General features: G+C 72.2%; 20 protein-coding genes. 15 read left to right on the plus strand and 5 right to left on the minus strand.

All coding sequences use genetic code 11. The features are described from left to right. Window positions 1-23: 23 nt before the first annotated feature. Together efeU and ABFX81_RS20755 are read right to left on the minus strand one after the other, a co-directional pair. Complete coding sequence (gene efeU, locus ABFX81_RS20750; RefSeq protein WP_346138466.1) at window positions 24-2,189, minus strand: iron uptake transporter permease EfeU; 2,166 nt, start codon at window positions 2,187-2,189, stop codon at window positions 24-26. Window positions 2,190-2,353: 164 nt separating this feature from the next. Further along, window positions 2,354-3,319, minus strand: a complete 966-nt coding sequence (locus ABFX81_RS20755) for a cupin domain-containing protein (protein WP_086855511.1) — start codon at window positions 3,317-3,319, stop codon at window positions 2,354-2,356. Window positions 3,320-3,444: 125 nt separating this feature from the next. Here ABFX81_RS20755 and ABFX81_RS20760 point away from each other — a divergent pair, with 125 nt between their 5' ends. The 10 genes from ABFX81_RS20760 (at window position 3,445) to trpC (ending at window position 14,503) form a co-directional block, all read left to right on the plus strand. Beyond that, on the plus strand, window positions 3,445-4,734 hold the full coding sequence (locus ABFX81_RS20760) for an FAD-dependent monooxygenase (protein ID WP_086855512.1): 1,290 nt from the start codon (window positions 3,445-3,447) through the stop codon (window positions 4,732-4,734). Between the two features lie 90 nt (window positions 4,735-4,824). Continuing rightward, window positions 4,825-6,324 carry a 4-hydroxyphenylacetate 3-hydroxylase N-terminal domain-containing protein gene (locus ABFX81_RS20765; RefSeq protein WP_086855513.1) on the plus strand — a complete coding sequence of 500 codons (1,500 nt, stop codon included), beginning with the start codon at window positions 4,825-4,827 and terminating at the stop codon, window positions 6,322-6,324. Then, complete coding sequence (locus tag ABFX81_RS20770; protein WP_086855514.1) at window positions 6,311-7,750, plus strand: MFS transporter; 1,440 nt, start codon at window positions 6,311-6,313, stop codon at window positions 7,748-7,750. The genes ABFX81_RS20765 and ABFX81_RS20770 overlap by 14 nt, the downstream gene beginning before the upstream one ends. Before the next feature lie 73 nt (window positions 7,751-7,823). Continuing rightward, window positions 7,824-8,744, plus strand: a complete 921-nt coding sequence (locus ABFX81_RS20775) for an NmrA family NAD(P)-binding protein (RefSeq protein ID WP_086855515.1) — start codon at window positions 7,824-7,826, stop codon at window positions 8,742-8,744. A gap of 88 nt (window positions 8,745-8,832) precedes the next feature. Continuing rightward, the gene (locus tag ABFX81_RS20780) at window positions 8,833-10,269 is read left to right on the plus strand and encodes a beta-ketoacyl synthase N-terminal-like domain-containing protein (RefSeq protein WP_086855516.1); all 1,437 of its coding nucleotides are present in this window, start codon (window positions 8,833-8,835) and stop codon (window positions 10,267-10,269) included. 173 nt (window positions 10,270-10,442) lie between these two features. Next, window positions 10,443-11,564, plus strand: coding sequence for a monodechloroaminopyrrolnitrin synthase PrnB family protein (locus ABFX81_RS20785; RefSeq protein WP_346138467.1), 1,122 nt, complete (start codon window positions 10,443-10,445; stop codon window positions 11,562-11,564). Continuing rightward, entirely contained in the window at window positions 11,561-12,844 is a 1,284-nt protein-coding gene (locus ABFX81_RS20790) for a flavin-dependent oxidoreductase (RefSeq protein WP_346138468.1), read from the plus strand. The genes ABFX81_RS20785 and ABFX81_RS20790 overlap by 4 nt, the downstream gene beginning before the upstream one ends. Next, window positions 12,841-13,500, plus strand: coding sequence for a DsbA family oxidoreductase (locus ABFX81_RS20795; RefSeq protein WP_346138469.1), 660 nt, complete (start codon window positions 12,841-12,843; stop codon window positions 13,498-13,500). The genes ABFX81_RS20790 and ABFX81_RS20795 overlap by 4 nt, the downstream gene beginning before the upstream one ends. Then, window positions 13,497-13,667: a hypothetical protein gene (locus tag ABFX81_RS20800; RefSeq protein ID WP_346138470.1), complete on the plus strand. Its 171-nt coding sequence runs from the start codon at window positions 13,497-13,499 to the stop codon at window positions 13,665-13,667. The genes ABFX81_RS20795 and ABFX81_RS20800 overlap by 4 nt, the downstream gene beginning before the upstream one ends. Further along, window positions 13,664-14,503: an indole-3-glycerol phosphate synthase TrpC gene (trpC, locus tag ABFX81_RS20805; RefSeq protein WP_086855474.1), complete on the plus strand. Its 840-nt coding sequence runs from the start codon at window positions 13,664-13,666 to the stop codon at window positions 14,501-14,503. The genes ABFX81_RS20800 and trpC overlap by 4 nt, the downstream gene beginning before the upstream one ends. A 311-nt stretch (window positions 14,504-14,814) precedes the next feature. Here the strand turns inward: trpC and trpD are convergent, their stop codons facing one another. Beyond that, entirely contained in the window at window positions 14,815-15,873 is a 1,059-nt protein-coding gene (gene trpD, locus ABFX81_RS20810; RefSeq protein WP_086855475.1) for an anthranilate phosphoribosyltransferase, read from the minus strand. 146 nt (window positions 15,874-16,019) lie between these two features. Between trpD and pdxR the strand changes: the two genes are divergently transcribed. Beyond that, window positions 16,020-17,414: a MocR-like pyridoxine biosynthesis transcription factor PdxR gene (pdxR, locus tag ABFX81_RS20815; protein WP_346138471.1), complete on the plus strand. Its 1,395-nt coding sequence runs from the start codon at window positions 16,020-16,022 to the stop codon at window positions 17,412-17,414. 12 nt (window positions 17,415-17,426) lie between these two features. Here the strand turns inward: pdxR and ABFX81_RS20820 are convergent, their stop codons facing one another. Next, window positions 17,427-18,014, minus strand: coding sequence for a glutamine amidotransferase-related protein (locus ABFX81_RS20820; protein ID WP_086848112.1), 588 nt, complete (start codon window positions 18,012-18,014; stop codon window positions 17,427-17,429). Then, window positions 18,011-19,546, minus strand: a complete 1,536-nt coding sequence (locus ABFX81_RS20825) for a chorismate-binding protein (protein ID WP_086848114.1) — start codon at window positions 19,544-19,546, stop codon at window positions 18,011-18,013. Before ABFX81_RS20825 ends, ABFX81_RS20820 begins: the two co-directional genes overlap by 4 nt. A gap of 268 nt (window positions 19,547-19,814) precedes the next feature. Between ABFX81_RS20825 and ABFX81_RS20830 the strand changes: the two genes are divergently transcribed. From ABFX81_RS20830 to ABFX81_RS20845, 4 genes are all read left to right on the plus strand, one after another. Further along, window positions 19,815-21,167, plus strand: a complete 1,353-nt coding sequence (locus tag ABFX81_RS20830) for a class II 3-deoxy-7-phosphoheptulonate synthase (protein ID WP_086848116.1) — start codon at window positions 19,815-19,817, stop codon at window positions 21,165-21,167. A gap of 225 nt (window positions 21,168-21,392) precedes the next feature. Next, window positions 21,393-22,499, plus strand: a complete 1,107-nt coding sequence (locus tag ABFX81_RS20835) for a GDSL-type esterase/lipase family protein (RefSeq protein ID WP_346138472.1) — start codon at window positions 21,393-21,395, stop codon at window positions 22,497-22,499. 112 nt (window positions 22,500-22,611) lie between these two features. Next, window positions 22,612-24,246: a cellulase family glycosylhydrolase gene (locus ABFX81_RS20840; protein ID WP_346138473.1), complete on the plus strand. Its 1,635-nt coding sequence runs from the start codon at window positions 22,612-22,614 to the stop codon at window positions 24,244-24,246. Window positions 24,247-24,500: 254 nt separating this feature from the next. Further along, the gene (locus tag ABFX81_RS20845) at window positions 24,501-25,613 is read left to right on the plus strand and encodes an acyltransferase family protein (protein WP_428837207.1); all 1,113 of its coding nucleotides are present in this window, start codon (window positions 24,501-24,503) and stop codon (window positions 25,611-25,613) included. Window positions 25,614-25,639: the final 26 nt, after the last annotated feature.

Below are 25,639 nucleotides of genomic sequence, written 5' to 3' on the forward strand. Positions count from 1 at the left end.
GTTGTGCTCGTGGCGGCCGGTGTTCACGCGGACTTCCTGATCTCGAGCAGGTCCGGCACGGGCGACAGGTCTTCCAGGAGCTGCCCGGTGGCCCCGTCGATCCGGGCCTTCCCGGTCCGGCCGAGCCGGTCGACGGCAGTCCAGCGGCCGTCGCGGTGCCCGGCGTCGAGCAGCGCCTGGAGTCGCGTGATGTCCGCGTCGACGGTGGGCAGCAGACGCGGGGCCCGCGTGGTGAGCAGCGGCCGGAGTACGGTGAGCAGTTCGCGCGTACCGGAGAGGTCGGCGTCGGCCGTGGCCAGCCCGGTGCCGCTGCCCTGGTCGGTGTCGCCGGTCAGCTCGAACTGGAGGGTGTTCTCCAGGATCTCGTGGGCGCGCAGGGGCAGGTCGGAGGCGTCGAAGTCCTGACGGGGGAAGGCGTTCCGCAACCCGGCGGCGTCGGCGGCCAGTTGTTGTGCCGGATCCTTGAGTTCACCGGCCGACTGGCCGTGCCACAGCCCGTACTCGAGCCGGTGGAAGCCGGTGAAGTCCTTGTCGTGGACCCCGCCCGGCAGACCGTCGGGCCGGCCGTTGATCTTCCGGTCGAACTCCTCGAAGGTGCCGTAGGCGGCGCCGAGGGAGGCGTAGGTGCGGTGCGCTGTCAGCCAGTCGGCGCGCGCCGCGCCCAGGTGCCCGGCGCGGATGTCGCCGCCGAGCTTCCGGGTCTGGGTGACGAGGGTGGCCAGACCCCGGTTCACGTACGCCTTGTACGCCCGCAGCGGCCCCGCGAGATCCTGCTCGGAGACGGGGACGACGGCCCCGGCACCGGCGACGCCGCCGACCCGGACCGCCTTGGAGGTGACGGCCTTGCCGTCGCTGGGCACACAGCGCCAGGCGTACGTACCGCCCGCCACGGTGGCGACGAGGTCCCGGGTGGTGCCGGGGGCCAGGCCCTCGATCTCGCCGTAGACCGCGTTGGTGGCCGGGTCGATGAGGTACACCTCGGACGTCTGGTCGCCGGTGTTGCGCATCTGGAAGGTCTGCCGCCCCGGCTCGGGCGCGGTGAAGCCCTGACCGCAGTCCTCCGCGGAGACGGCGACCGTCTCGCCCCCGGCGGGCTCGGGGCGCGCCAGCACGACGACGAGCCCGGCCAGGACGGCGGGGACGGCGACCACGGCGACGGGGATGAGCCAGGCGGGGCGGTGGCGGGTGGGTGCGGGGCCCGGGATGGGTGGCGGGGCCTTCGCGGGGCGGGGCGGTGGCGCGGGTGCGGTGCCTGTCGGGGCCGGGTTCGGGCTGGGGCTGGGGCTCGGGCTCGGGCTCGGGCTCGGGCTCGGGCTCGGGCTCGGGCTCGGGCTCGGGCTCGGGCTCGGGCTCGGGCTCGGGCTCGGGCTCGGGGCAGCTCCCTGCAGCCCCCGGACGAACAGCGTCATCACCACGCCGAGATATCCGACGTACCCCACCACCTGAAGCCACGTCATGGTCGGCGTCAGATTGAGCACGCCCTGGAGCAGAGTGCTGTACCAGGACCCGGCATCGACGCTGCCGCTCAGGTCGACGGCGTAGGCCGTCCCGCCGGGCAGGACCCCGCCCTCCTGGAGGTCGCGCAGCCCGTAGCCGAGCACGCCCGCGGCGATCACGAAGAGGACGGCGCCGGTCGCGGTGAAGAAGCGGGTGAGGTTGATGGAGAGCACCCGGCGGTAGAGCCCCCAGCACAGCACCGCCGCCAGGACGAGGCCGATGCACGCGCCGGTCAGCGGCCCAGCCGACTCGTCCGCAGCGCGGGCGGTGGTCCACAGGAACAGGGCGGTCTCCAGGCCCTCGCGCCCCACCGCGAGGAAGGAGGTGAGGACCAGCACACCGGCGCCCATGGTCAGTGCCTCGGTGACCTTCTCCTTGATCTCTCCGGCCAGGCTGGGGGCCGAGCGGCGCATCCAGAACACCATCGCGGTCACGAAGGCCACGGCCACGATGCTCAGCGCCCCGCCGAAGGCTTCCTGCACGGCGGTGGAAAGGGACGCGGCGGTGAACGTGAGGACCGCGCCGAAGCTCATCGAGAGCGCGATCGCGGCCAGGACGCCGGTCCACACCTGCGGCAGACGGGACTTGGCGTCCGCCCGCACGAGGGTGGCGACCAGCACGGAGACGACGAGGCCGGCTTCCAGTCCTTCCCTCAGTCCGATCAGGAAGCTCGGAAACGCGTCGTCCCACATGTGATGCGGCCCTCCCGGCCCTCCGCCCCGACCCACCACTTGAGCGAGTTAGCCAAGGCATGCCTTACCGACGCCGACCATCATGACCTCGGCTCTCTGGGCATCCGGTCATGCACGGCTCATGACATGGCAAAAGCCAGCGGGAGTGATCCGGAGGAAGCGGCTCAGCCGTCGTCCCGGACCTGCTGTACGAGCCGGGTCCTGGACGCCCTGCGGGAGCGGAAGTCGCCGGGGGTCATGTCGAACTCCTTGCGGAACGCGAGGTGGAAGCCGACCTGGCTGCGGTAGCCGATGCGCTGCGCGATGTCCTGCTGCGGCACGGTGGTGTCCGCCAGCAGCCGCCTGGCCTCCTGCATGCGGCGCACCGTCAGGTGCCGCATGGGCGGCTCGCCCACCAGTTCCCGGAACATCTGCGAGAACGTCGAGCGGGACATGCCGGCCTCACGGGACAGGGACTCCACCGTCCAGGGCTCGGCGTAGGAGCCGTGGATCGCCATCAGCGCCTTGCTGATACCCGGGTGGTGCAGCGCGCTCAGCGCGGGTGACTCCTCCGCCAGTTCCTCCATGGCGATCCGCAGGGAGAGCACGAACACGGTTTCGAAGGCCCGTAGCGTCACGAGCCGGGAGCCGGGCGCCGTACGCCCGATCTCGGAGGGCAGGGACTCCAGGGTGCGCAGCAGCAGTGGCTCCCCCTCCAGCATGTGCCGCCGCAGGACGATGATCCGGGGCAGGGCGCTGTAGAGCCCCGGCTCGCCGATGGCGCTGTAGTGCAGGCTCGCGCAGAGCATGCGTGTGATGTACGGCGGTGTCCCGACCCTGACGACGCCGGACTCGCCGGGGCGGCAGTGCGGCACCAGGGCGGACAGCGGCGTCGCCTGTACGCCGTACTCGCCGGCGAAGGTGTGGGCGGTGCCGTGCGGGAAGATCGCCAGGTCACCCTCGTGCAGCTCCACGGGTTTGGGGTCGTCGCCGAAGGTGATGACACAGGAATTGGCAAGCATGTAATGAACAATTGCGCAATTGTCGTCGTGGCCCTTGACTCCCCAGGTTCCACCGGCCTCCCACATGCTGTGGAAGATGTCGGTGAGCCACAGCGGGCGCAGCAGCTCGCTCAGTACGTCGTCATGCACGGACGATCCTTAAAGCGATTCGGCTCATGATTAATTGATCGTAGCCACCGCTCCCAGAACGATGAGAGGCGGAGCCGGGCTGTTTGGCCGGTTTACGGGGTTGCAGTTCTGGGGGGACGCGTTCCATGAAGTTTCTGATTGCCGGTGCCGGCATCGGTGGCCTGACCGCCGCACTGAGTCTCCATTCCGTCGGAATGCGCGACGTGCGGGTTCTGGAGGCGGTGCCGGAGATTCGCCCCCTGGGGGCCGGGGTGAATCTGCTGCCCAACGCGGTGCGCGAGCTGGCCGCCCTCGAACTGGCCGAAAACCTCGCCGCCCGGGGTGCCGATCTGACCGAACTCGGCTACTACAACCACCTGGGACAGGAGATCTGGCGCGAACCCCGCGGCCGTGCGGGCGGCTCGCGGTGGCCGCAACTGGCGCTGCACCGCGGCGCCCTGCAGACGGCCCTGGCCGACAGTGTCCGCGCCCGCCTGGGGAACACCGCGATCACCACCGACGCGCGTGTCACGGGCTTCACGCCCCTGCCCGGCGGGGGTGTCGAGGTGAGCGTGGCTCACCGCGCCGGCGATCGGCCGACGGAGCGGATCCGGGCGGATGTGCTGGTCGGGGCCGACGGGCTGCGGTCCGCCGTACGGCAGACCTTGTACCCGCAGGAAGGGGAGCCGAGCTTCAACGGCACCGCTGTCTGGCGGGGGGTGACGCGCAGTGCGCCCTTTCTCGGCGGTCGCGCGATGGTCGTCATGGGGGACGGCCGCTGGAAGGCGGTCGTCTACCCGCTGGCCGTACACCCGGATGCAGACGGACTGGTTCCGGTGAACTGGGCGGTCTCCCGGACCGTACCGGAGGGGCTCCCGTCCCCGGACGCCGCGCCCGCTGCCGGCGACGACGGCTTCCCCGCGGCGGTGGCCGGCTGGCGGTGCGGGGATCTGCGGATGGCCGCGCTCGTGGCGGACTCCGAAGCGGTCGCGTCCTTCCCCATGCTCGACCGGGACCCCGTGCCCCGCTGGTCGTTCGGCGCCGTGACCCTGCTCGGGGACGCCGCACACGCCATGGCCCCGATGGGTTCGAACGCGACGACCCAGGCGGTGCTGGACGCCCGTAGCCTCGCCCATGCCCTGGCCACCCACGACGACCCGATCACGGCACTCGCGGCGTACGACCGGGACCGCCGGCCCCGGATGAACCGGCTTCAGCTGCTCAACCGGGCCAAGGGGCCGGAGGTCGTGATCGACCTGGTCCACGAACGGGCCCCGGACGGCTTCGGACGGGTGGAGGACGTGGTCTCCGCCGACCGGCTGGCCCAGGTGGCCGGCGCGTACGCCCGCGCCGCCGGCTTCGACGTCCCGTCCGTCAACGCTCCTTCGCCCTATGGCAGCCCGAACCGGCCGCGCACCGCCGTGCGCGAGCGCTGAGGCGACCGCTCGGGCGGGCCCGCTCCGCGCCGGCCCGCCCGCCGTTCCACTTCCCACCGCCCATCAACAGCACCCTGTGTCAGGAGAGACATGACCCGCAGCGGCCAGGAATACCTCGACTCACTACGCGACGGCCGTGCCGTCTGGCTCGACGGTGAGCTGGTCAAGGACGTCACGGAGCACCCCGCCTTCCGCAACACGGCCCGCTCGATAGCGAACCTCTACGACATGGCGCGGGACGCGGAGCTGCGGGACGTGCTGACGGTGCGCCCCGAGGGGCAGGACCGGGCGGTGCTGCGCGCCTACCACGTGCCGCGCACGCAGGCCGAACTGATCGAGCGGCGCAAGGCGTTCAAGACCTGGTCCGAGGCCAGCTACGGCTTCCTGGGCAGGTCGCCCGACTACATGGCCGCGGGCATCGCGGGCTTCGTCTCGACGCCGGAGATCTTCGCCGGGGAGACCTTCGACGGACGCGACAACCTCGCCGCGTACTACCGGCGCATGACGGAGGGTGACCTCTACCAGTCGTTCACCATCACCAACCCCCAGATCGACCGCACCCGGGCGGCCAGCGAACAGGAGGAGGACGACCTGTACGTGCGGGTCGTCAAGGAGCGCGACGACGGCATCGTGGTGCGCGGCGCCAAGATGATCGGCACCGGCGCGGTGTTCGGTGACGAGATCATCGTCGGCACCATCGAGCCGTTGCAGCGTCAGGACGTCGAGTACGCACTGTGCTTCTCCGTCCCCCTCGACACCCCGGGGCTGAAGTTCATCTCCCGGACCTCCTACGAGGGCCAGGCCCGCAGCGTCTTCGACAACCCGCTGTCCGCCCGCTTCGACGAGAACGACGCCCTGCTCGTCTGCGACGACGTCTTCGTGCCCTGGGAGCGGGTGCTGACCTACCGGGACGTCGACACCACCTTCCGGATGTGGTGGTTCACGCCCGCCTACAACAACTTCGTCCACCAGGCGGCCACCCGTTTCTGGACCAAGCTGGAGTTCCTCACCGGGCTCGCGATCCTGGTCACCCGGGCGAACAACACCTATGACCTGCCGCCCGTGCAGATGCAGATCGGCCGGCTCATCGGGTGGCTCAACATCGCCAAGTCGATGGTGCTGGCAGCCGAGACGACGTGCGAGCGGGTCGGCGGCGAGGGCGGTGCCGTGCACATCAACCGGGAGATCGCCTCGGCGCACCGGGCCATGGCCGGTGACCTCTACCCGAAGGTGCTCGCCGAGATCAAGATGCTGGCGGGCGGCGGTCTCATCCAGCTCCCGGCCTCCGGCTACGACCTGAAGCATCCCGAACTCGGTCCGCTGGTGGCCAAGTACGTGCGCTCGCCCGGCACTCCGGCGGAGCAGCGGATCAAGCTGCTCAAGCTCGCCTGGGACGCGCTGGGTTCGGAGTTCGCCGCGCGGCACGAGCAGTACGAGCGCTTCTACCACGGCGCTCCCCACGTCTACCTGCCCGGCATCGTGCGCGACGGCAACCCGGACCTGCTGGCCGCATTCACCCAGTCGTGCCTGGACGGGTACCAGCTGGACGAGCTGCCGGACGGTACGGGGGGTTTCGATGGCGGGCGCTGACCGCCGGCGGGCGCTGGCCCTGCTCGCCTGTACCCAGTTCGTCCTGATCCTGGACACCTCGATCATCAACGTGGCGGCGCCGTCCATCGGTGAGAGCCTGGACATCTCACCCGCCGCGCTGTCCTGGGTGGCCAACGCCTACCTGGTCTCCTTCGGCGGGCTGCTGCTGCTCAGCGGCCGTGCCGCGGATCTGCTGGGGCAGCGCAGGGTGTTCGTGGCCGGTCTGGGTGTACTGGCGGCCGCCTCGCTGCTGGGTGCCCTCTCCGACAGCGCAGCCCTGCTGATCACCGCCCGCGCGGTGCAGGGCGTCGGGGCGGCCATGGCCGCAGCGGCGGCGTTCGCCCTGATTCTCACGCTGTTCGAGGACGGCCCGGAACGGCACCGGGCGCTGGGCGTGTTCGCCGCGATGGCCGGTGCCGGTGGCGCCGCGGGCACGGTGCTCGGCGGCGTGCTCACCAGCTGGCTGGGCTGGGAATCGACCTTCGCGCTGAACGTGGTGGCCGGCATCGCCCTGGTCCTGCCCGTGCCGCGGCTGCTGCCGCCGGGTACGTCCGGCGGGCGCGAGCGCGGCTTCGACGTGCCCGGCGCGGTGGCGGTCACCGCCGGCCTGGGGCTGCTGGCCTACGCCGTGGTCAACGCGGGCGAGGCCGGCTGGAGTTCCACGCCGACGCTGGCCACCGGGGCCGCCGCCGTCGTACTGCTCGCCGCGTTCGTCCTGGTCGAACGCAAGGTGGCGCACCCGCTGGTCCCGCTCGCCGTGCTGCGCAGGCCGACGCTGCGGCTGGCCAACATCCTGGCCGCGCTGTGGCAGATGTCGCTGTTCCCGATGTTCTTCCTGGTGAGCCTGTACCTCCAGGCGGTGCTCGGGTACGAACCGGTGCTCGGCGGGCTGGCCCTGCTGCCGCTGTGTCTGGTCGTCATCACGGTCGCCTCCACCGCGGACCGGCTGATCGGCCGGTTCGGCCTGCGCGCGGTGATGGGTGCCGGGTTCGTACTGGTGGCCGTCGGCATGGCCTGGCAGTCGCTGCTGTCGGCCGACGGCTCCTTCGTGGCGGACGTCCTGCCGCCGAGCCTCCTGCTGGGCGTCGCGCTGCCGCTGGTGTCCATCACCGCGAACGTCGCGGCCACTCTCGACACCCGCGAGGACGAGGCCGGCCTCGCCTCCGGGCTGGTCAACACCAGCCTGCAGTTCGGCTCGGTCCTCGGCCTCGCCGTCCTGTCCGGTGTGGCCGCCGCACGCACCGACGCCTCCTCCGCGGCGCGCGACGTGGCGCTCACCGACGGCTTCAGCACGGCCTTCCTGGTCGGGGCCGTGCCGGCCCTGGTCGCCCTGCTGCTCACCCTCCGGCTGCGGCTGCCCGCTCCGGACGCCTCCGCACCGCCGGAGGCGAGCACCGCCGCCGAACACCGGCGCGCCGTGCCTTGATCGCGCCCGCCCGGCCCGCCAGGTCCGGGGACCGTGCGCCCACTGAAACGAACATCACGAAGAAAGGCCCGACATGACACAAGAGCACCGCAAGCGCGTCCTCGTAACCGGAGCCAACGGCTTCCAGGGCGGTGCGGTGGCCCGGCTGCTGGCCGGCCAGGGGCACGAGGTCCTCGGCCTCGTCCGGGACGAGGCCAAGGCCGCGGCGGCCCCGGCTGCCGGGGTCACTCCGGTGCGCGGCGACCTGTGCAGCGTCGAGGACCTGCGCGCCGCATTCCAGGGCGTCACGCACGCGGTCGTCGTGATGCCTCTGGAGTACGACCCCGAGACGGTGGCCGGCTACGCCCGCAACATCGCCGAGGCGGCCCGCGAAGCCGGGGTTCGACGGCTGGTCTACAACGCCAACACCCCGGTGCCCGACGAGACCACCACGTACGCCGGTTTCGAGACGCGCCGCCTGGCGGAAGAGGTGCTGCGGGCCGGCGCGGTTCCCCTGGTCGTGGTCAGGCCGCCGGTCTACCTGGAGAACCTCTTCAGCCCCTGGAACGGACCCTCGATCGTCAACGACGGCGTCCTCGCCTACCCGCTGCCCGCCGAGCAGCGCGTGGCGTGGATGTCGCACGACGACCTCGCGCGGGTGGTGGCCCGCGCCCTCGACGACGACGTGCCGACCGGGCAGGTGCTGAACGTCGGCGGCGCCGACGTGCTCACCGGTCCGGAGCTGGCGGCCGCGTTCGGGCACGCCCTCGGCCGTGAGATCCGGTACGTCCCGCTGGAGGTCACACAGTTCGAGCAGGGGCTCGCCCAGCTGCTCGGCCCCGAGGCCGCGGCCGGGGTCGCGGGGATCTACCACTACGCCGGCACGGGCCGGGCGGGCGACCTGCTCGCTCCATCGCCCGCCGCCGTGGAGAGCGCTCTCGGTGTACAGCTCACGCCGGTGATCGAGTGGGTCAAGGCACAGCCCTGGGAACACTGGGCCCTCAACGCAGGGTGACCCGCGGCCGTCTGCCGCGGCGCGCGCCCGAGCGGGCCGCGCCCAGGCAGACGGCACGTCGGTCGGACAACGTACGGGGGGAAGAGAAATGTCACGCCACAGCAGTCGGATCGTCGAGGTGCGCACACCGGCGCCCGTCGCCGTGATCGGTGTCGGGTGCCGCCTGCCGGGGGCGCACGGCCCCGGGCAGCTCTGGGAACTGCTCCGCTCGGGCCGGGACGCGACCCGTTCCGCTCCTGAGGACCGGTTCCCGGTCGGGACGGTCGTGCCGGCCGGGGGAAGGCGCGGTGGGTTCCTGGACGGGGTCGAGGAGTTCGACGCGGGGTTCTTCGGCATCCCGGACGACGAGGCCGCCGTGATGGATCCGCAGCAGCGGCTGCTGCTGCTCACCGCATGGGAGGCGCTCGAGGACGCGGGTGCCGACCCGCGACGGCTCAGGGGCAGCCGCAGCGCCGTGTTCGTCGGCCAGTCCCACGCCGACCACTGGGAGCGGCTGCGCGATGCCCGGGCCGGCGCGCTCGACCTGGACTGCCTGGTCGGAGGACACCAGCGCTCGCTGCTCGCCGGCCGGCTCTCCTTCCACCTCGGCCTGCACGGCCCGAGCGTCACCCTGGACTGCGCGCAGGCCTCGTCGCTGGCCGCGGTCCACCTGGCCTGCCTGAGTCTGAGGGCGGGCGAGTCGGAACTCGCCCTGGCCGGCGGCGCGAACCTGCTGCTCTCGACCACGGCCACCGATGTGTTCGACAGTGCCGGTGTGCTCTCCGTCGGAGGGCATTGCCGCTTCGGGGACGCTGACGCGGACGGTTTTGTCCGGTCTGACGGCGTCGGTGTCGTCGTCCTCAAGACGCTCGACCGCGCCGTCGCCGACGGCGACCCGGTCCGCGCGGTGATCCTGGGCAGCGCCATGAGCCACGACGGCGCCACCAAGAAGCGCGTCACGGACCCCTCCGCCGACGGCCAGGCCCTGGCGATGCGCTGGGCCTACGAGGACGCCGGGATCACGCCGGGCGACGTCGGGTACGTCGAGGCGCACGGCACCGGTACCCGTATCGACGCGGTGGAGCTCGGCGCCCTCACCGAGGTGCTGGCCGAGGGACGCCCGCCCGGCCGGCCGTGTCCCGTCGGCTCCGTGAAGACCAACGTCGGGCACTGCGAGGCCGCCGCCGGCGTCGCGGGGCTCATCAAGGCGGTGCTGTGTCTGGAGCACGGACAGGTGCCGCCCAGCCTGCACTTCCGCACCCCCTCACCGTTCGTCGACTGGGACCGGCTGCCCCTGGTGGTGCCGACGTCCCCGCAGCCCCTGCCCTCCGTCCCCGGCCGGCCCGCGATCGCGGCGGTCAACGGGCAGGGCATGTCAGGGACGAACGTCCACGTGGTCCTCGGCGGGTGGGCCGGCTCCGCCACCCGGCCGTTGCCTGACGTGCCGGAGGCGTTCCCGGACCGGCTCGGATCCCCGCCGCCTCACCGGTGGCACCTGCGGTCCTATCCCCTGGCCGGCGCCGCACCGTCCCCGCACGGGGACTGAACGGGCCCTCAGCACTCCGCGCCACCTGTTCATTCACCGGCCTCCTTCCGTTCCCCCGGTCACCGCCACACCGTCGCCGCCGCCGCGCGCGTGCGGGGACGACGGTGTGCCCTGGCAGGCCCGGGACGGCCGGCGGCCGATGTCCGCGAGTGACGATTCTGTTTGGAGACACGTTGACCCGCACGCTTGAAATCGAACTCGGCAGTTCCATACGCACGGCGGTGATCCGGGAGCTGGACCCGCTCGCCGCCGACGCACTCTGCTTCGACATGCGCCGCCACAACGAGCACGCCGACGTTCCCGCCCTCGTGGCGGCCGTGCGCGGCCTGGTGCCCTCGCTCGACGAGGTCGCCGGGTACTCCCTGGAGGCCTGTGTGGCCGCGATGCGCGACCTCGGCATGTTCCTCGGCTCGATCAAGCGGCACGGCCCGGAGCCGGTGCCCCTGGTTCCGGAGGTGCAGCCCGTCCTGCTGGAACTGGGCCGGCGCACCGACATGGTGCCCCGTGACACCGTGCACCACTACACCACCTGGAACCCGACCGGCGGCCGCCAGCGGATGTACACGGGAGACATCCAGGAGGCCTATCTGCAGGAATCCGTGCGGATGGTCTTCCCGCACCTGCGCGAAGGTCTGGAACTGGCCGAGCGGCTCAGCGGCTCCGACGTCGCCGATCCCAAGTTCGCCGTGCTCACCGACGAGTTGACCGCCCACGTGGAGACGATGGTCTCGTCCATCGACATGGTCGTGGCCAACGTCAGCCCGGAGTTCTTCGCCCGGGACCTGCGGGCCTACTTCGAGGAGATCACCGTCGACGGCCGTGTGCTGCTCGGTCCGGCCGCCGCGCAGGTTCCGCTGTGGCTGATCGACCAGGCGATCTGGGCCTCGGACAACAGCGAGCCCGAGTACGAGCAATTCTTGCGCGACTCGGTGCCCTACAGCCTGCCGCGCTGGCGTGAGCTGTACGACCACTGGACGGGCATCCCGTCGGTGGTGACCCGGCTGGTGGAGGCGTACGGCGACGACCCGGACGGCGCCGAGCGCCGCATGCCGGGCCTGCGGCCGTCCGCCGAGGCGCTCTCCCGGCTGCTGCGGGTGATCATCGTCTTCCGCGGCCGCCACCTGGGCATCGCCCGCAAGGCCTACGACGCCGATCTGCGCCTCTATCCGGTGGGCAGCGGTGGAGCCAGCGTGGACCTGCTGCGGCAGATCGTCGACCTCACGCGAACCACCGCCCAGCTGACCCGGCGCCCGGCCGGGTCCGCCGCCGCGCGGGCCGAGCGGAGGCCGGCGTGAGCATCCTCATCGCGGGCGCCGGCATCGGCGGCCTGACCACGGCACTGAGCCTGCACGCCGCCGGTGTGGGCGACGTACGCGTCCTGGAGTCGGTGGCGGAGATCAAGCCGCTCGGCGTGGGGCTGAACATCCTGCCCAACGCGGTCCGGGAACTCGCCGAGCTCGACCTGCTGGACGAGCTGCTGGAGGTCGCGCTCCCGACCGGGAGCCTCGGCTACTACAACCGGCACGGACAGCTCATCTGGCGGGAGCCGCGCGGTGTGGCGGCCGGCTACCGCTGGCCGCAGCTGTCCGTCCACCGCGGCAGGCTCCAGAGCGTGCTGGCGGACACGGTGCGCCGCCGGCTGGGACCCGACGCCATCGTGACCGACGCCAGGGTCGAGGGGTTCGTCCCACGCGAGGACGGCGGGGTCGACGTGCGGGTGCACCACACGGCCGCCGGCCGGCGCTCCGAGACGACGGCGGACGCGCTGATCGGAGCGGACGGCATCCACTCGAAGGTCCGCGCCTGTCTGTACCCCGAGGAGGGGCCGCCGCCCTGGAACGGGCTGGTGGTGTGGCGGGGCACCACCTACGCCCCGCCGTTCCTCGACGGCCGGTCGATGATCATCGCCGGGGACGACCGGCGGCGTGCCGTCGTCTACCCGATGTCCGGCCCCGACGGGCCGGGCGGTACGGTGCTGATGAACTGGGCCGTCGCCCGTGCGGCCGACCCGGAGGCCGTCTTCGAGGACGCCGACTGGAACCGGGCCGTAGCGCCCGAAACGTTCCTGCATCACTTCGCCGACCTGGCCTTCGACTGGCTCGACGTGCCCGCGTTGATCCGCACGGCCCGGGAGGCCTACGTCTACCCGATGGTGGACCGGGACCCGCTGCCCCGGTGGACGCACGGAGCGGTCACCCTGCTCGGTGACGCCGCCCACGCCATGTACCCGATGGGGTCCAACGGCGCCACCCAGTCGATCGTCGACGCCCGGGTACTGGCCCGTGAACTGGCGCTGGGGGACTCCCCCGTCCCCGCCCTGGCCGCCTACGAGGCCGAGCGCCTCCCGGTGCTGACGCGGATCCAGGCCAGCGCCCGGCGCCGCGGCCCCGAGGTGGTCATCGATCTGGCCCACGAGCGGGCGCCAGGCGGGTTCACGGACGTGGGCGCGGTCTTCCCCGGAGACGAACTCCAGTCCATCTCAGCCGAGTTCGCCCGGCTGGGCGGCTTCGACCCCGAGACGGTCAACACACGCGCCTCGCTGACCGTCCCGAGCCGTGCGGGAGGCCCGCGATGAGGATCGACATCTGGTCGGACGTCTCCTGCCCCTGGTGCTACATCACCAAGCGGACCTTCGAACTGGCGCTGTCGGCGTCCGGGCGCAGTGACGCACAGGTGGTGCTGCACCCGTACCAGATCGACGGGGAGCAGCCCGCCCGGCCCGCCCCGATGCTTGCGTGGCTGGCCGGCAAGTACGGCGCCGAGCGTGCCGCGGAGATGGACAAGGAGGTCACCGCGGCCGGCCCGCGCCACGGCATCGCCTTCCGCAACGCCACGGGCTTCGCGGTCAACACCCTGGACGCGCACCGGCTGCTGTGGTGGGCGGGCCGTAGCCACGGGCGGCCGGTGCAGAGCCGGCTCGAGGAGTTGCTGTTCGCGGCGTACTTCACGCAGAGCGCCGACATCTCCGACCACGGCGTGCTGCTCTCGCGCGTCGAAGAGGCCGGCCTGGACCGAGGCCGGGCCGCCCGGCTGCTGGCCTCCGACGAGGCGGTGGCCGAGGTGCGCGCGGAGGTCCGCGAGGCGCGGGCCCTGGGCATCACCGTGGTCCCCCGTATCGAGTTCGCGGGCGGTCACGTGGTCGAGGGCCCTCAGGAGGACCCGGAGGTCTTCCTGAAGGCCCTGACCGGCCATGCGCCGGCCGCGACGGGCAGTCAGGGGGAACGCACGTGAGCGCCCTGACCCGCCGTGGCCGCGAGCTGTGCGAGGACGTCCGGGAGCTGTCCTTCGGCTCCGGTTTCGCCCGGCCGGACGGGACGAAGGGGCGCCGGCACCCGCACGACGTATCCCGGCACGCCCTGTCGGCCCAGCCGGATCGACAGCGGCGAGGTGTGCGATGACGGTGCTCGACGACATCCTGGAGGGCGTGCGCGAGGACCTCGCCGAACGGCGCAGGGCGGTCTCCCAGGCCGAGGTGCGTGAGCGGGCCCTGGCCGCCGGGCCCGCCCGTGACGCCGTGGCGCTGCTGCGTTCCCCCGCCGGGCTGCGGGTGATCGCGGAGGTCAAGCGGTCCAGCCCGGCGCGCGGCCGGCTCGCCACGATCGACGACCCCGGGGCCCTCGCCGCCGCGTACGAGGGCGGGGGCGCCGCGGCGATCAGTGTGCTGACGGAGGGCCGTCGGTTCGCCGGCTCGCTGGGGGACCTGGAGCGTGTGCGGTCCGCGGTGGGACTGCCCGTACTGCGCAAGGACTTCGTCGTCGACGCCTACCAGGTGTGGGAGGCGCGGGCCCACGGGGCGGACCTGGTGCTGCTCATCGTGGCCGCTCTGGACGATCCGCAGCTGGCCGAGCTGCTGGCCGTGGCGCGGGAGGCCGGACTCACCGCGCTGGTGGAGGTCCACGACGAGGCGGAGGCGGAACGGGCCGTCACCGCAGGGGCGGGCGTGATCGGCGTCAACTCCCGGGATCTGCGCACCCTGCGCATCGATCCGGACGTCTTCGGACGGATCGCACCCCGGCTTCCGGACGGTGTCGTGCGGGTCGCCGAGTCCGGGGTGCGCGGCCCGCAGGACGCGGCACGCTACGCCGCCCTGGGTGCCGACGCGGTCCTGGTCGGCACCTCACTGGTCACCGGCGACGATCCGGGCGCGGCGGTCGCCGCGCTGGTCGACGCCGGCCGGCGCGCCCCGATGCCCAGCGCGCCGGAACCACCCGGCACGGCTCCTGCCCCCGCATGAGGAGCCGTGCCGAAACCCCGGTGTCCGGGAGCCCCACATGGCCCCCGGACACCGGGTGGTGGTCCTGCGTCCCGCCGGATTCCGAAGGCTCCGATCCCTCGGGCCTGGCCACACCCACGGACACCCGGCGGCCGATCCTGATTCCGCCGCGTTCCGAGCGACACGATCCATCAGGCCCCAACACGCCCACAAACGCCCAGCGGTGCAACCACACACCGCCGGTCTTGGGGCCGGCCGGCTCAGTGGGGCTCAACAAGCTCCCGGGCACCCGATGGCCGGCCCGCACCCCGCCGGGTCCCGGCCGATCCGGCTCACCGCGCTCCGGCCCGCTTGCCGGTGATGGCCGCCCAGCGTTCGAGTACGGCGGCGGCCGCGCCGGAGTCGATGGACTCGGAGGCCAGCTGGATTCCGTCGGCGAGACGGTCGGTCAGGGGCGCCGCCGAGGGGTGCAGGGCGGCCAGACCGGCCGCTGCCGACAGGAGAACCGCGTCGCGGACCGGTCCCCGCGCTCCGTCGAGGACTTCGCGGGCGACACGGGCGTTGTGAGCGCGGTCGCCGCCGCGCAGGTCCTTGGGGCGCGTCGGCGGGAACCCGAGGGCACGGGGGTCGAACAGCTCTTCCCTCGCCTGTCCGCCGTGCACGGTCCACACCCGGGACGTCGTCGTCACCGTCAGCTCGTCCATCCCGTCGTCACCGCGGAAGACCAGGGCCGACACACCGCGCCGAGCCAGCACTCCGGCCACCAGCGGCAGGGCGTCGGCGGCGGCCACCCCGACGGCCTGCGCCGCAGGGGTGGCGGGGTTGCACAGCGGGCCGAGGAGGTTGAACACCGTGCGCACTCCCAACTCCCGGCGTGCCGCTGCGGCGTGTCGCAGCGCCGGATGGAAGACGGGCGCGAAGCAGAAGGTGATGCCGGCTTCCTCGGCGACCTCCCCCACCTCGTGCGGTGGCAGATCGAGCGCCACGCCCAGTTCCTCCAGCACGTCCGCGGAGCCGCACGTCGACGACGCCGAGCGGTTGCCGTGCTTGACCACGCGTGCCCCGGCGCCGGCCGCGACGATCGCCGACATGGTGGAGATGTTGACGCTGTGCGATCCGTCGCCGCCGGTGCCCACGATGTCCAGGGTCCGGCCGGGCACCCGAAGGGGCAGCGCGTTACGGAGCATGGCCCGCGTCAGCCCCTCGACCTCGTCGACCGTCTCGCCCTTGGCCCGCAGCGCGATCAGCAGGCCGGACAGCGCGGCGGCGCCGACCTCCCCCGCCATGATCTGTTCCATGGCCCAGTCGGTGTCGTCGGACGTCAGGCCGCCGCCCTTCAGCAGAGTCTCGAGCAGGGCGGGCCAGTCTCGAACCTTCGGCCGTGCGGTCACGGGAATTCTCCTCGTCGGCACCGGATGAATGTCGCCGCCCAGTGTGTCCGTGCCCAGTCGGGTCGGCCAGACCAATTCCCCGGCGCAACAACGGTCCAAAAGCCGGACCACAAGAGGAGCGGCAAGCTCGTTGGGAAGGAGGACCAATGCCCCTGCATTTGGCGGTGAACATCTCCCGGGATTCCGATGAATCACTCACCTCCCAGATACAGAAGTTCATCAAGCAGGAAATCCAGCAGGGAACCCTGCACCCCGGCACCCGGCTGCCGGCCACCCGGCGGCTCGCCGAGGACCTCCGCGTCTCCCGGAGCGTGGTCGTCGAGGCGTACGCGCAACTCGCCGCGGAGGGGTATCTGGAGGCGGCGCGGGGCGCGGGCACCCGGGTGACGGCCCATCTGTCCCGTGCCGCGGTGGTACCGGCGCTGCTGGACGAGGGCCCGGTGCCCGCGGTGCGCTGGGACCTGCGTCCGGGCGGCCACAACGCCCCCGGCGTACCGCACAAGGAGTGGCTGACGGCGTATCAGCGCGTCCTGCTCTCCCCGAAGTCGCGTGGCACCTCCTATCCGTCGCTCGCGGGTGAGCCGGAGCTGCGCGTCGAACTCGCCCGCCACCTCGGGCGGCTCCGCGGGGTACGGGCGACACCGAGCACCGTGCTGGTGGTGGGCGGATTCGCGCAGACGCTGGCCCTGCTGTGCGCCGCGCTGCCCGCGACGGGCATCACGGAGCTGGCGGTGGAGGACCCCTGCCATCCGGGACAACGCCGCTTCGTCAAGGACAGCGGCATGCGCGTGGTGCCGGTGCCGGTGGACGACGAGGGAATCGACGTCGACGCGCTCGCGGCGACCCGGGCACGCGCCGTCCTCGTCACCCCTGCCCACCAGTTCCCGACCGGAGCCGTGCTCTCCGACCGCCGCCGGGAAGCGCTCGTGCGATGGGCGCGGGCCGTCGACGGCTGGGTGATCGAGGACGACTACGACGGCGGGCTCTGGTACGACGACCAGCACTCCCGGCCCCTGGCCCTCCAACGACTGGAGCCGGAACGGGTGATCTACGCCGGCACCGCCAGCAAGCTCCTCGACCCCGGCCTTCGGCTCGGCTGGCTCACCGCTCCCGAGGAGCTGCTGCACCGGCTGCTGCACGTCCGTGGCCGGCACGACCTCGGTACCGATTCGTTCACCCAGCTCGCTCTCGCGGACCTGCTGCGCGGTGGACTGTTCGACCGGCACCTGCGCAGGCTCACCGAACGGTGTGCCGCCCGGCGTGAGGCTCTCGGTCAGGCGGTGCGCGCCCGGTTGCCCGGCGCGAAGGTGCTCGGGCCCGCCGCGGGCCTGCACGCCTACGTCCGTCTCCCGGCGCACACCGACGAGGCGGCGCTGGTGGCCGGTGCCTTGCGCCGCGGTGTCCTGGTCCGCGGCGGCGCGGCGTTCGGCGCCGTTCCCCGCCGGGAGGCGCCCGCACTGGTCGTCGGGCACGCCCATCTGCCGCTGTCCGGCGTGACCGAGGCGTTCCGGGAACTTGGCGCCGTGGCCGGCGGACGGTGAGCCGCGTCGCGTTCAGTCCGCGGCGACAGGCGCCTTGGCCATGTCGAGGAAATTCTGGAGGATGCGCAGGCCACCCGTGGTCATGATGCTCTCGGGATGGAACTGCACGCCCGCCACGGGGAGCGAGCGGTGGTGCAGGCCCATGACGTAGCCGTGGTCGACACACACCGCGGTCGTCAGCAGCGGCTCGGGCAGTGGCTCGGCGACGACGAGCGAGTGGTAGCGCGTGGCCTCCAGCGTGTTGCCCAGTCCCTCGAAGAGGCCGGCGCCGTCGTGCCGTACGACGCTGGTCCGCCCGTGCATCACCTGCTCCGCCACGACGATCCGTCCTCCGTACGCCAGAGCGATCGCCTGGTGCCCCAGGCAGACGCCCAGCAGGGGAACACTTCCGGCGAACCGGTGGACGAGTTCGACGTGGCCCGAGTCGGCCGGGTGGCCGGGGCCGGGCCCGAGGACCACCGCGTCGGGTGCCAGGGCGGCCAGTTCATCCGGGGTACGCGTCCGCGACCGTACTACCTCCGTCCGGGCGCCCAGCGTGCGCAGATACTGGTCGATGATGTGCACGAAGCTGTCGTACGCGTCGATCAGCAGCACCTTCACGGCAGCAGTTCCTCTCCGGTGAGCGCCCAGTGGGCGGCCCCCATCTTCGCCAGCGTCTCCCGCCACTCGGCCTCGGGCTCGGACTGGGCCACGAGACCGGCGGAACTCTGTGTGGAGTACGTGGCGCCGTCGTACTCGATCGTGCGGATGCACAGGGCCAGTTCGCTCCAGCCGCGCACGTCCAGCAGGCCGATGGCGCCCGCGTAGCCGCCCCGGGGCTCGCGCTCCAGTTCGTCGATGATCTCCATGGCGCGGATCTTCGGCGCGCCGGTCATCGTGCCCGCGGGGAAGGTCGCCCGGACCGCCTCCCACGCGCTGACGCCCTCGGCGAGGCGGCCCTTGACCGTGGACACGAGGTGGAAGACGTGGGAGTAGGTCTCCACGTCCATCAGCCGGTCCACCGGCAGTGTGCCGGGCCGGCAGACCCGGCCGATGTCGTTGCGGCACAGGTCCACCAGCATGATGTGCTCGGCCTGTTCCTTGGTGCTTTCCCGCATCTCCTTGACGCGCTGCTGGTTCTCCTCGTCGTCCGCGCCGCGCGGGGCGGTGCCCGCGATGGGGCGCATGGTGATCTCGCCGTTCTCGATGCGGAAGAACAGCTCGGGGCTCGCTCCGATCAGCAGGGTGTCGCCGCGCGGCGCGAGATACATGTACGGCGAGGGGTTGCGGGCCCGCAGCCGCCGGTACACGGCCTCGGGCGCCAGCTCGGTGCGGACGTCGACGCGATGACCGATCTGGATCTGGTAGATGTCCCCGACCCGGATGTGCTCCAGGCAGCGCTCCGCCCAGCGCAGGAACGTCACCCGGTCCACGCTGTCGTGCACCGAGCGCGGCCGGGGCGCCTCGGGCACGGGTGCCTCGCCCTCCCGACCGGCCGCCCGCCGGGCGATCTCCAGCAGTCCGGGATCGTGCCTTGCGACGAACTCCGCACTGTCGGCGCGCAGTTCGCTGACCGTGCCGTCGCTGCGGTCGTACCACACCGTGTGGCGGAAGACGGTGAGCGTGATGTCGGGGCCCCGTGGCGGCTTGGTCCGCTCGCCCAGGTCCTCCATGTGCCAGGTCGACTCGTAGGCCAGGCTGGTCAGGAACCCGAAGGACCAGCTCTGCGGGGACAGGTCCGTCCGTACCTCGAACAGTCGGCTCCGGGCTGCTTCCAGGAGCGCCCACAGCCGCTCCGGCTGCTCGGCGCCCACTTCGGCGAGGAGCCCCCGGCTCCCGGCCTGCGCGGGGGCGGCCACCCGGCGCAGTCCGAGGTCCTCGGCGTGTTCCAGCAGCGCCCGGACGAGCGCCGGTTCGCCCGTGAGGCGGACGGTCACCTCGCGCGTGCCTCCGCCGATGACCCGGACGTCCAGCAGGCGCCCGCAGCCGACGACCGCCCGGTCGGGGTCCCGTCCGGTGCCCGAGGCGTTTTCGAGGAGGAAGACGTCGTCGACCGGGTGGGTGCGGCGCAGCTCTTCATAGAGGTCGAGCGGGTCGTGCGCCGGCAGCCCGGACGCCGTGACGCGTACGTGGATCGGTGCGCTGCGCGCCATCGTGTGATTCCCCTCGGTTCTCGCACTGTTCACAATTTCCCGCCCGCTCCGCCGAATTGGGTTCGGCGGCGGTGCCGGGGAGGTGCCGGTGAACAGCGAATCAGAGGCGACGCGAGGGCGGCCAGACCAATTCGGGTGCGCTGAGCCGGTCCAATTCCGTAAGCGCTTGACGACAAAAGGGCCCAGGAATTGGAGTGAGGTGCCATGGCTGAGGGAGGGCGATGTGAAACGCTCCGGAATTGACCGAAGCGCCGTCGGAGGAGCCGAGATGACGTCGGAAAGCGCATCCCGTTCGCACGAGGCGCAGGGGGGCGGTCCGGCGTCGGCCGACCAGCAGCCGGACTGGCCCGACCCGGTCCGGCTGCGCGAAGTCACCGACCGGCTGGCGCAGGCGGCACCCTTGGTGTTCACCGCGGAGTGCGACGCGCTGCGCTCCCGCCTCGCCGCGGTGGCGAAGGGGGAGGCGCTGCTGCTGCAGGGCGGCGACTGCGCGGAGACCTTCGCAGGTGCCACGGAGGAGTCCGTCGACGGCAAGCTGCGCACGTTGTTGCAGATGGCGGTCGTCCTGACGCACGGGGCGTCGATGCCGGTCGTCAAGGTGGGGCGGATGGCGGGTCAGTTCGCCAAGCCCCGCTCCCAGCCGTTCGAGCGGCGGGGCGACACGACGCTGCCGGTGTACCGGGGGGACGCGGTGAACGGCCCGGCGTTCACCCTGCGCGAGCGCACCCCCGACCCGGACCGGCTGCTGCACATGTACGAGACGTCGGCGACGACGCTGAACCTGGTGCGCGCGCTGACCGCCGGGGGCTTCGCCGACCTGGCCCGGGTGCACGAATGGAACCGGGCCTTCGTCGCCGCCTCGCCCGGCGGCCGGCGCTACGAGCGGCTGGCCGACGAGATCGAGCGGGCGCTGGCTTTTCTGCGCGCGTGCGGGGGCCGGGCCGGCGGGCTGACCACCGCCGAGTTCTTCGTCAGCCACGAGGGGCTGCTGCTCGACTACGAGCGGGCGTTGACGCGCACCGATCCCGCGACCGGGAGGACGTATGCCACCAGCGGCCATCTGCTGTGGATCGGCGAGCGGACCCGTCGGCCGGACGGGCCGCACGTCGAGTACTTCTCCGGGATCAGCAACCCCATCGCCATCAAGCTGGGGCCCGGCGCGACAGCGGACACCGTGCTGCGGTACGTGGACCTCCTCGACCCCGACCGCGAGCCCGGGCGGCTCACGTTCGTCGTGCGGATGGGAGCGGAGCGGGTCCGCGACCTGCTGCCCCTGCTGGTGGAGAAGGTCGCCTCGGAGGAGGCGCCGGTCTGCTGGGTCAGTGATCCGATGCACGGGAACACCTTCGTCACCGAGAGTGGTCACAAGACCCGGCACTTCGACGCCGTCGCCGACGAACTCCGGGGCTTCGTGGAGGTGCACCGCGCACTGGGCACGCACCCCGGGGGCGTCCACCTGGAGCTCACCGGCGACGACGTCACGGAGTGCCTGGGCGGGAGCAGTGCCGTGGCCAGGGAAACGCTGCCGCAGCGCTACACGACGGCGTGCGACCCGCGCCTGAACCACTCCCAGGCACTCGACCTGGCGTTCCTGCTCGCCGAGTGGTACCGGAACCGCTAGGGGAAGTCCGCAGAGTCCCGTCGTCCGCCCGGAGGGCGGGCCTCGCGGCGTTCGATGCGTCGCGGGGCAGGCGGACCTTGCGCGGTGATCACGTCGACCGGGCCACGCGCACAGTGACGTCCACGCGCGCGCACCCGAACGAGACACCCCGCACCTCTTGACGCGTCAATGACAACAATGGCTTGATGCATGGGAGCGCTCCCACCTCCCAGGGAAGGGATCACCATGCGCAGAACCCGCCGCTCGTCCTCGCGCTTACGCATCGTCCCGGTACTCGGCCTCCTGGCCGCCCTGCTCCTCCCCCTCGGTCTCACGTTCGCGCCCCGCGCCACGGCCGCACCCGCGGCGGAACCCGTCCGCGTCATGCCGCTCGGCGACTCGATCACCGGCTCGCCGGGCTGCTGGCGTGCGGTGCTCTGGAACCGGCTGCTGAACAGCGGATACACGGACGTCGACTTCGTCGGCACCCTCCCGCCGCAGGGTTGCGGACAGGCGCACGACGGCGACAACGAGGGGCACGGCGGTGAGCTGGTGACCAACGTCGCCGACCAGAACCTGCTGCCGGGCAGGCTCGCGGCCACGCGTCCGGACATCGTTGTCATGCACTTCGGCACGAACGACGTGTGGAGCAGCATCCCCCCGGACCGCATCCTGGCCGCCTACACCAAGCTCGTGACGCAGATGAGGGCCTCGAACCCGGACATGCGGATCCTCGTCGCACAGCTCATCCCCATGAACCCGGGCAGTTGCGCGGCCTGCGCTCAGCGTGTCGTCGACTTCAACGCGAGGATCCCCGACTGGGCCCGGGCCACCGGCACCGAACGCTCTCCGATCACCGTGGTCGACCAGTGGACGGGCTTCAGCACCGCCGCGGACACCTACGACGGGGTGCACCCCAACGCCTCGGGTGACAACAAGATCGCCGCCCGCTGGTTCCCGGCCCTCGCGGCGGTCCTCGACACGGGCGTCCCACAGGACCCCGGCGGTCCGGGTGACCCGGGCGGCCCCGCGGCCTGCACGGCCCGCTTCCGGGCCGTCTCCACGTGGCAGGGCGGCTACCAGGCAGAGGTGACCGTGACGAACACGTCCGCCTCCGCCGCCTCGGGCTGGAGCGCGACGGTCTCACCGGCGAACGGCGCGCGCATCGGCCAGGTCTGGAACGGCACCTTCAGCACGGCCGCGGACGGTACGGCCACCGTCACGAACGCGGCGTGGAACGGGGCATTGGCGCCCGGCGCGAGTGCCACGTTCGGTTTCGTCGCCACCGCCCCGGCAACGGGCGGCGCCCCGGCGGCGACCGTCACGTGCACGGCGAAGAGTTCCGCCAACTGACACCCGGGACGGATCAGGACCGGCCCGGCAGCACACCCACCGCTCCCTCCCCGGGACTGGACGAGACCGGAAACAGGCCCCATCCCACCCCACCCCCACCTCTGGAGCCGCCATGAGACCCCGCACCTCCCCCACCCCACGCGTGGCCACCGTGGCCGTCGCCCTCCTCGGGCTCCTGCTCTCCTTCCTCTCCCTCGGCACACCGGCGCACGCCGCCCCCACCGGCTTCCGCATCGACAACGGCCGGCTGCTGGAGGCGTCCGGGAACGACTTCGTGATGCGTGGCGTCAACCACGCCCACACCTGGTTCCCGGACCGGATCAGTTCCCTCTCCCACATCAAGGCCAAGGGCGCCAACACCGTCCGCGTGGTCCTCTCCAGCGGTGACCGCTGGACCCGCAACGACACCGCCGACGTGGCGAACGTGGTCGCCCAGTGCAAGCAGAACCGGCTGATCTGTGTGCTGGAGGTGCACGACACCACCGGGTACGGCGAGCAGAGCGGGGCCGTCACGCTCTCCCGCGCCGCCGACTACTGGATCAGCGTGCAGAGTGCGCTGACCGGTCAGGAGGACTACGTCATCGTCAACATCGGCAACGAGCCGCACGGCAACACCGGCTACACGGCCTGGACGGCCGACACCAAGGCGGCCATCCAGAAGCTGCGCAACGCCGGGTTCGACCACACGATCATGATCGACGCGCCCAACTGGGGCCAGGACTGGGCGTTCACGATGCGCGACAACGCCGCCTCGGTCTTCGCCGCCGATCCCGACGCCAACACGATCTTCTCGATCCACATGTACGGCGTCTTCGACACGGCAGCCGAGATCACGGACTATCTGAACCGGTTCGTGACGGCCGAACTCCCCATCGTCGTCGGGGAGTTCGGCCACGACCACTCGGACGGCAACCCCGACGAGGACACCATCCTGGCCGTCGCCCAGCAACTCCGCCTGGGCTACCTCGGCTGGTCCTGGAGCGGCAACGGCGGCGGCGTCGAGTACCTGGACATGGTCACGAACTTCGACCCCGACCAGCTCACCAGCTGGGGACAGCGGCTCTTCAACGGCGCGAACGGCATCGCCGCCACCGCCAAGGAGGCCACGATCTACTCCTCCGGCGGAGGCGACACCACTCCCCCGACGGCCCCCGGCACCCCGACCGCCTCCGGGGTGACCTCCTCGTCCGCCACCCTCACCTGGGCCGCCGCCACCGACGCGACGGGCGTCACCGGCTACGACGTGGTCCGGATCGGCGGAGGCGCCGAGACGGTCGTCACCTCCACGGCCAGGACGACCGCCACGCTCACCGGCCTGTCCCCCGCCACCTCCTACACCTTCGCCGTCTACGCCCGCGACGCCGCCGGCAACCGTTCGCCCCGCTCGGCCGCGGTGACGTTCACGACCTCCTCCGGCGGCTCGACGGCGGCCTGCGGCGTCGGCTACCGGGTGACGAGCAGCTGGCCCGGCGGATTCCAGGGCGAGATCACCCTGCGCAACACCGGCACGTCGGCGATCAACGGCTGGACGCTGCGCTGGACCTTCCCGGACAGCCAGCGGATCACCAACCTCTGGGGCGGTACGGCGACGCAGAGCGGTTCCGAGGTCAGCGTCGCGGCCGCCTCGTACACCGCGACGATCCCCGCGGCGGGCTCGGTCACCCTCGGCTTCACGGCCTCCCGGGCGACGGCGAACCCCAGCCCGACGGCGTTCACGCTGAACGGCGCCGCCTGCTCGGTGAGCTGACCGGGCCGTGTGCGACGGTGCCGGCGTGCCCCCGGAAGGGCCGGACGCGGCGACACCGTCGCCACAGGGGTGATCCGCGAGTGTGATCCGCGCGACATCCACACCGGAAAGCGGTTTACGTCGCTCCGCATGGGTCAGGCGGCGGGGATGTCGCACCGGCACCCCACCGCCGTAACCCCGGCAAGACGCGTATCCGCCCGTCCCGGTTCCCCGCACCGTGCGCGGGAGGCCCGATGAGCGAGGACACCCTGCGCATGCGGCCCGTCGCGAGCACTCGCGGCGAGGCCGGGCCGAGTACGTCACGCGAGGCCGCTGCCCCGCCGAAGCAGGCGGGGCAGCGCGACGCGTTCTTCGACAACGCCAAGTACCTGGCGATCGTGCTGGTGGCGATCGGGCACGCCTGGGAGCCGTTGCGGGACGGCAGCCGCGCGGTCAGCGCGCTCTACATGGTCGTCTACGCCTTCCACATGCCGGCGTTCATCGTCATCTCCGGCTACTTCTCGCGCTCCTTCGACGCGGGCCCGGGGCGGATCAGGCGTCTGGTCACCGGGCTCGCCGTTCCGTATGTCGTCTTCGAGACGGCGTACACGCTGTTCACGCGATGGACGGACCAGGAACCCGACCGGCCCGTGAGCCTGCTGGATCCGCTGTATCTGACCTGGTTCCTGGCGGCGCTGTTCATCTGGCGGCTGACCACGCCGGTGTGGCGGCGCGTGCGGTGGCCGCTGCCGGTCGCCCTCGTCATCGCGATGCTGGCGACGCTCTCGTCCTCCATCGGCAACGACCTCGACCTGCAACGCACCCTTCAGTTCCTGCCGTACTTCGTCCTCGGCCTGCTGCTGAAGCCGGAGCACTTCCGGCTGGTGCGCCGCCGCTCGGCACGTGTGCTGGCCGTGCCGGTCTTCGCCGCCGCGGTCGTGGTGGCCTACTGGGCGGTCCCGCGGATGACCGGCGCCTGGTTCTACCACCGCGACAGCGCCGAGGAACTCGCCGCGCCCGCCTGGTACGGGCCCGTGATGACGCTGGTGACCTTCGGCTGTTCGCTGGTCCTGGTGGCCTGTTTCCTCGCGTGGGTGCCCGGGCGCCGGGCGTGGTTCACGGCGCTGGGCGCGGGGACGCTGTACGGCTACCTGCTGCACGGCTTCGTCGCCCAGGGGTCCAAGTTCTGGGGCTGGTACGAGCCGGCGTGGGTCCACCAGCCCGTGGGCGTGGTCGTGGTGACGGCCTTCGCCGCGGTGCTCGTGACCGCGCTGTGCACCCCGCCGGTGCGGCGGCTGTTCCGCTGGGTGATGGAGCCCGAGATGCCGTGGGCGTTCCGCCGGGACGCACATCAGCAGGCGCGGGAACGGAATGCCGTACGCGGGTGACGCCCCGCACCCCGCCGACCACCGAC

The sequence above is a fragment of the Streptomyces coeruleofuscus genome (assembly GCF_039532725.1).
Lineage (GTDB): Bacteria > Actinomycetota > Actinomycetes > Streptomycetales > Streptomycetaceae > Streptomyces > Streptomyces coeruleofuscus.

What these genes read in the sequence shown, in the direction of transcription:
- ABFX81_RS20780 (WP_086855516.1), top strand. Translation starts at nt 8,833, where the DNA reads ATGTCACGCCACAGCAGTCGGATCGTCGAGGTGCGCACACCGGCGCCC.
- ABFX81_RS20830 (WP_086848116.1), top strand. Translation starts at nt 19,815, where the DNA reads ATGACGTCGGAAAGCGCATCCCGTTCGCACGAGGCGCAGGGGGGCGGT.
- ABFX81_RS20770 (WP_086855514.1), top strand. Translation starts at nt 6,311, where the DNA reads ATGGCGGGCGCTGACCGCCGGCGGGCGCTGGCCCTGCTCGCCTGTACC.
- ABFX81_RS20840 (WP_346138473.1), top strand. Translation starts at nt 22,612, where the DNA reads ATGAGACCCCGCACCTCCCCCACCCCACGCGTGGCCACCGTGGCCGTC.
- ABFX81_RS20835 (WP_346138472.1), top strand. Translation starts at nt 21,393, where the DNA reads ATGCGCAGAACCCGCCGCTCGTCCTCGCGCTTACGCATCGTCCCGGTA.
- trpC (WP_086855474.1), top strand. Translation starts at nt 13,664, where the DNA reads ATGACGGTGCTCGACGACATCCTGGAGGGCGTGCGCGAGGACCTCGCC.
- ABFX81_RS20795 (WP_346138469.1), top strand. Translation starts at nt 12,841, where the DNA reads ATGAGGATCGACATCTGGTCGGACGTCTCCTGCCCCTGGTGCTACATC.
- ABFX81_RS20760 (WP_086855512.1), top strand. Translation starts at nt 3,445, where the DNA reads ATGAAGTTTCTGATTGCCGGTGCCGGCATCGGTGGCCTGACCGCCGCA.
- ABFX81_RS20845 (WP_428837207.1), top strand. Translation starts at nt 24,501, where the DNA reads ATGCGGCCCGTCGCGAGCACTCGCGGCGAGGCCGGGCCGAGTACGTCA.
- ABFX81_RS20765 (WP_086855513.1), top strand. Translation starts at nt 4,825, where the DNA reads ATGACCCGCAGCGGCCAGGAATACCTCGACTCACTACGCGACGGCCGT.
- ABFX81_RS20825 (WP_086848114.1), bottom strand. Translation starts at nt 19,546, where the DNA reads ATGGCGCGCAGCGCACCGATCCACGTACGCGTCACGGCGTCCGGGCTG.
- pdxR (WP_346138471.1), top strand. Translation starts at nt 16,020, where the DNA reads ATGCCCCTGCATTTGGCGGTGAACATCTCCCGGGATTCCGATGAATCA.
- efeU (WP_346138466.1), bottom strand. Translation starts at nt 2,189, where the DNA reads ATGTGGGACGACGCGTTTCCGAGCTTCCTGATCGGACTGAGGGAAGGA.
- ABFX81_RS20775 (WP_086855515.1), top strand. Translation starts at nt 7,824, where the DNA reads ATGACACAAGAGCACCGCAAGCGCGTCCTCGTAACCGGAGCCAACGGC.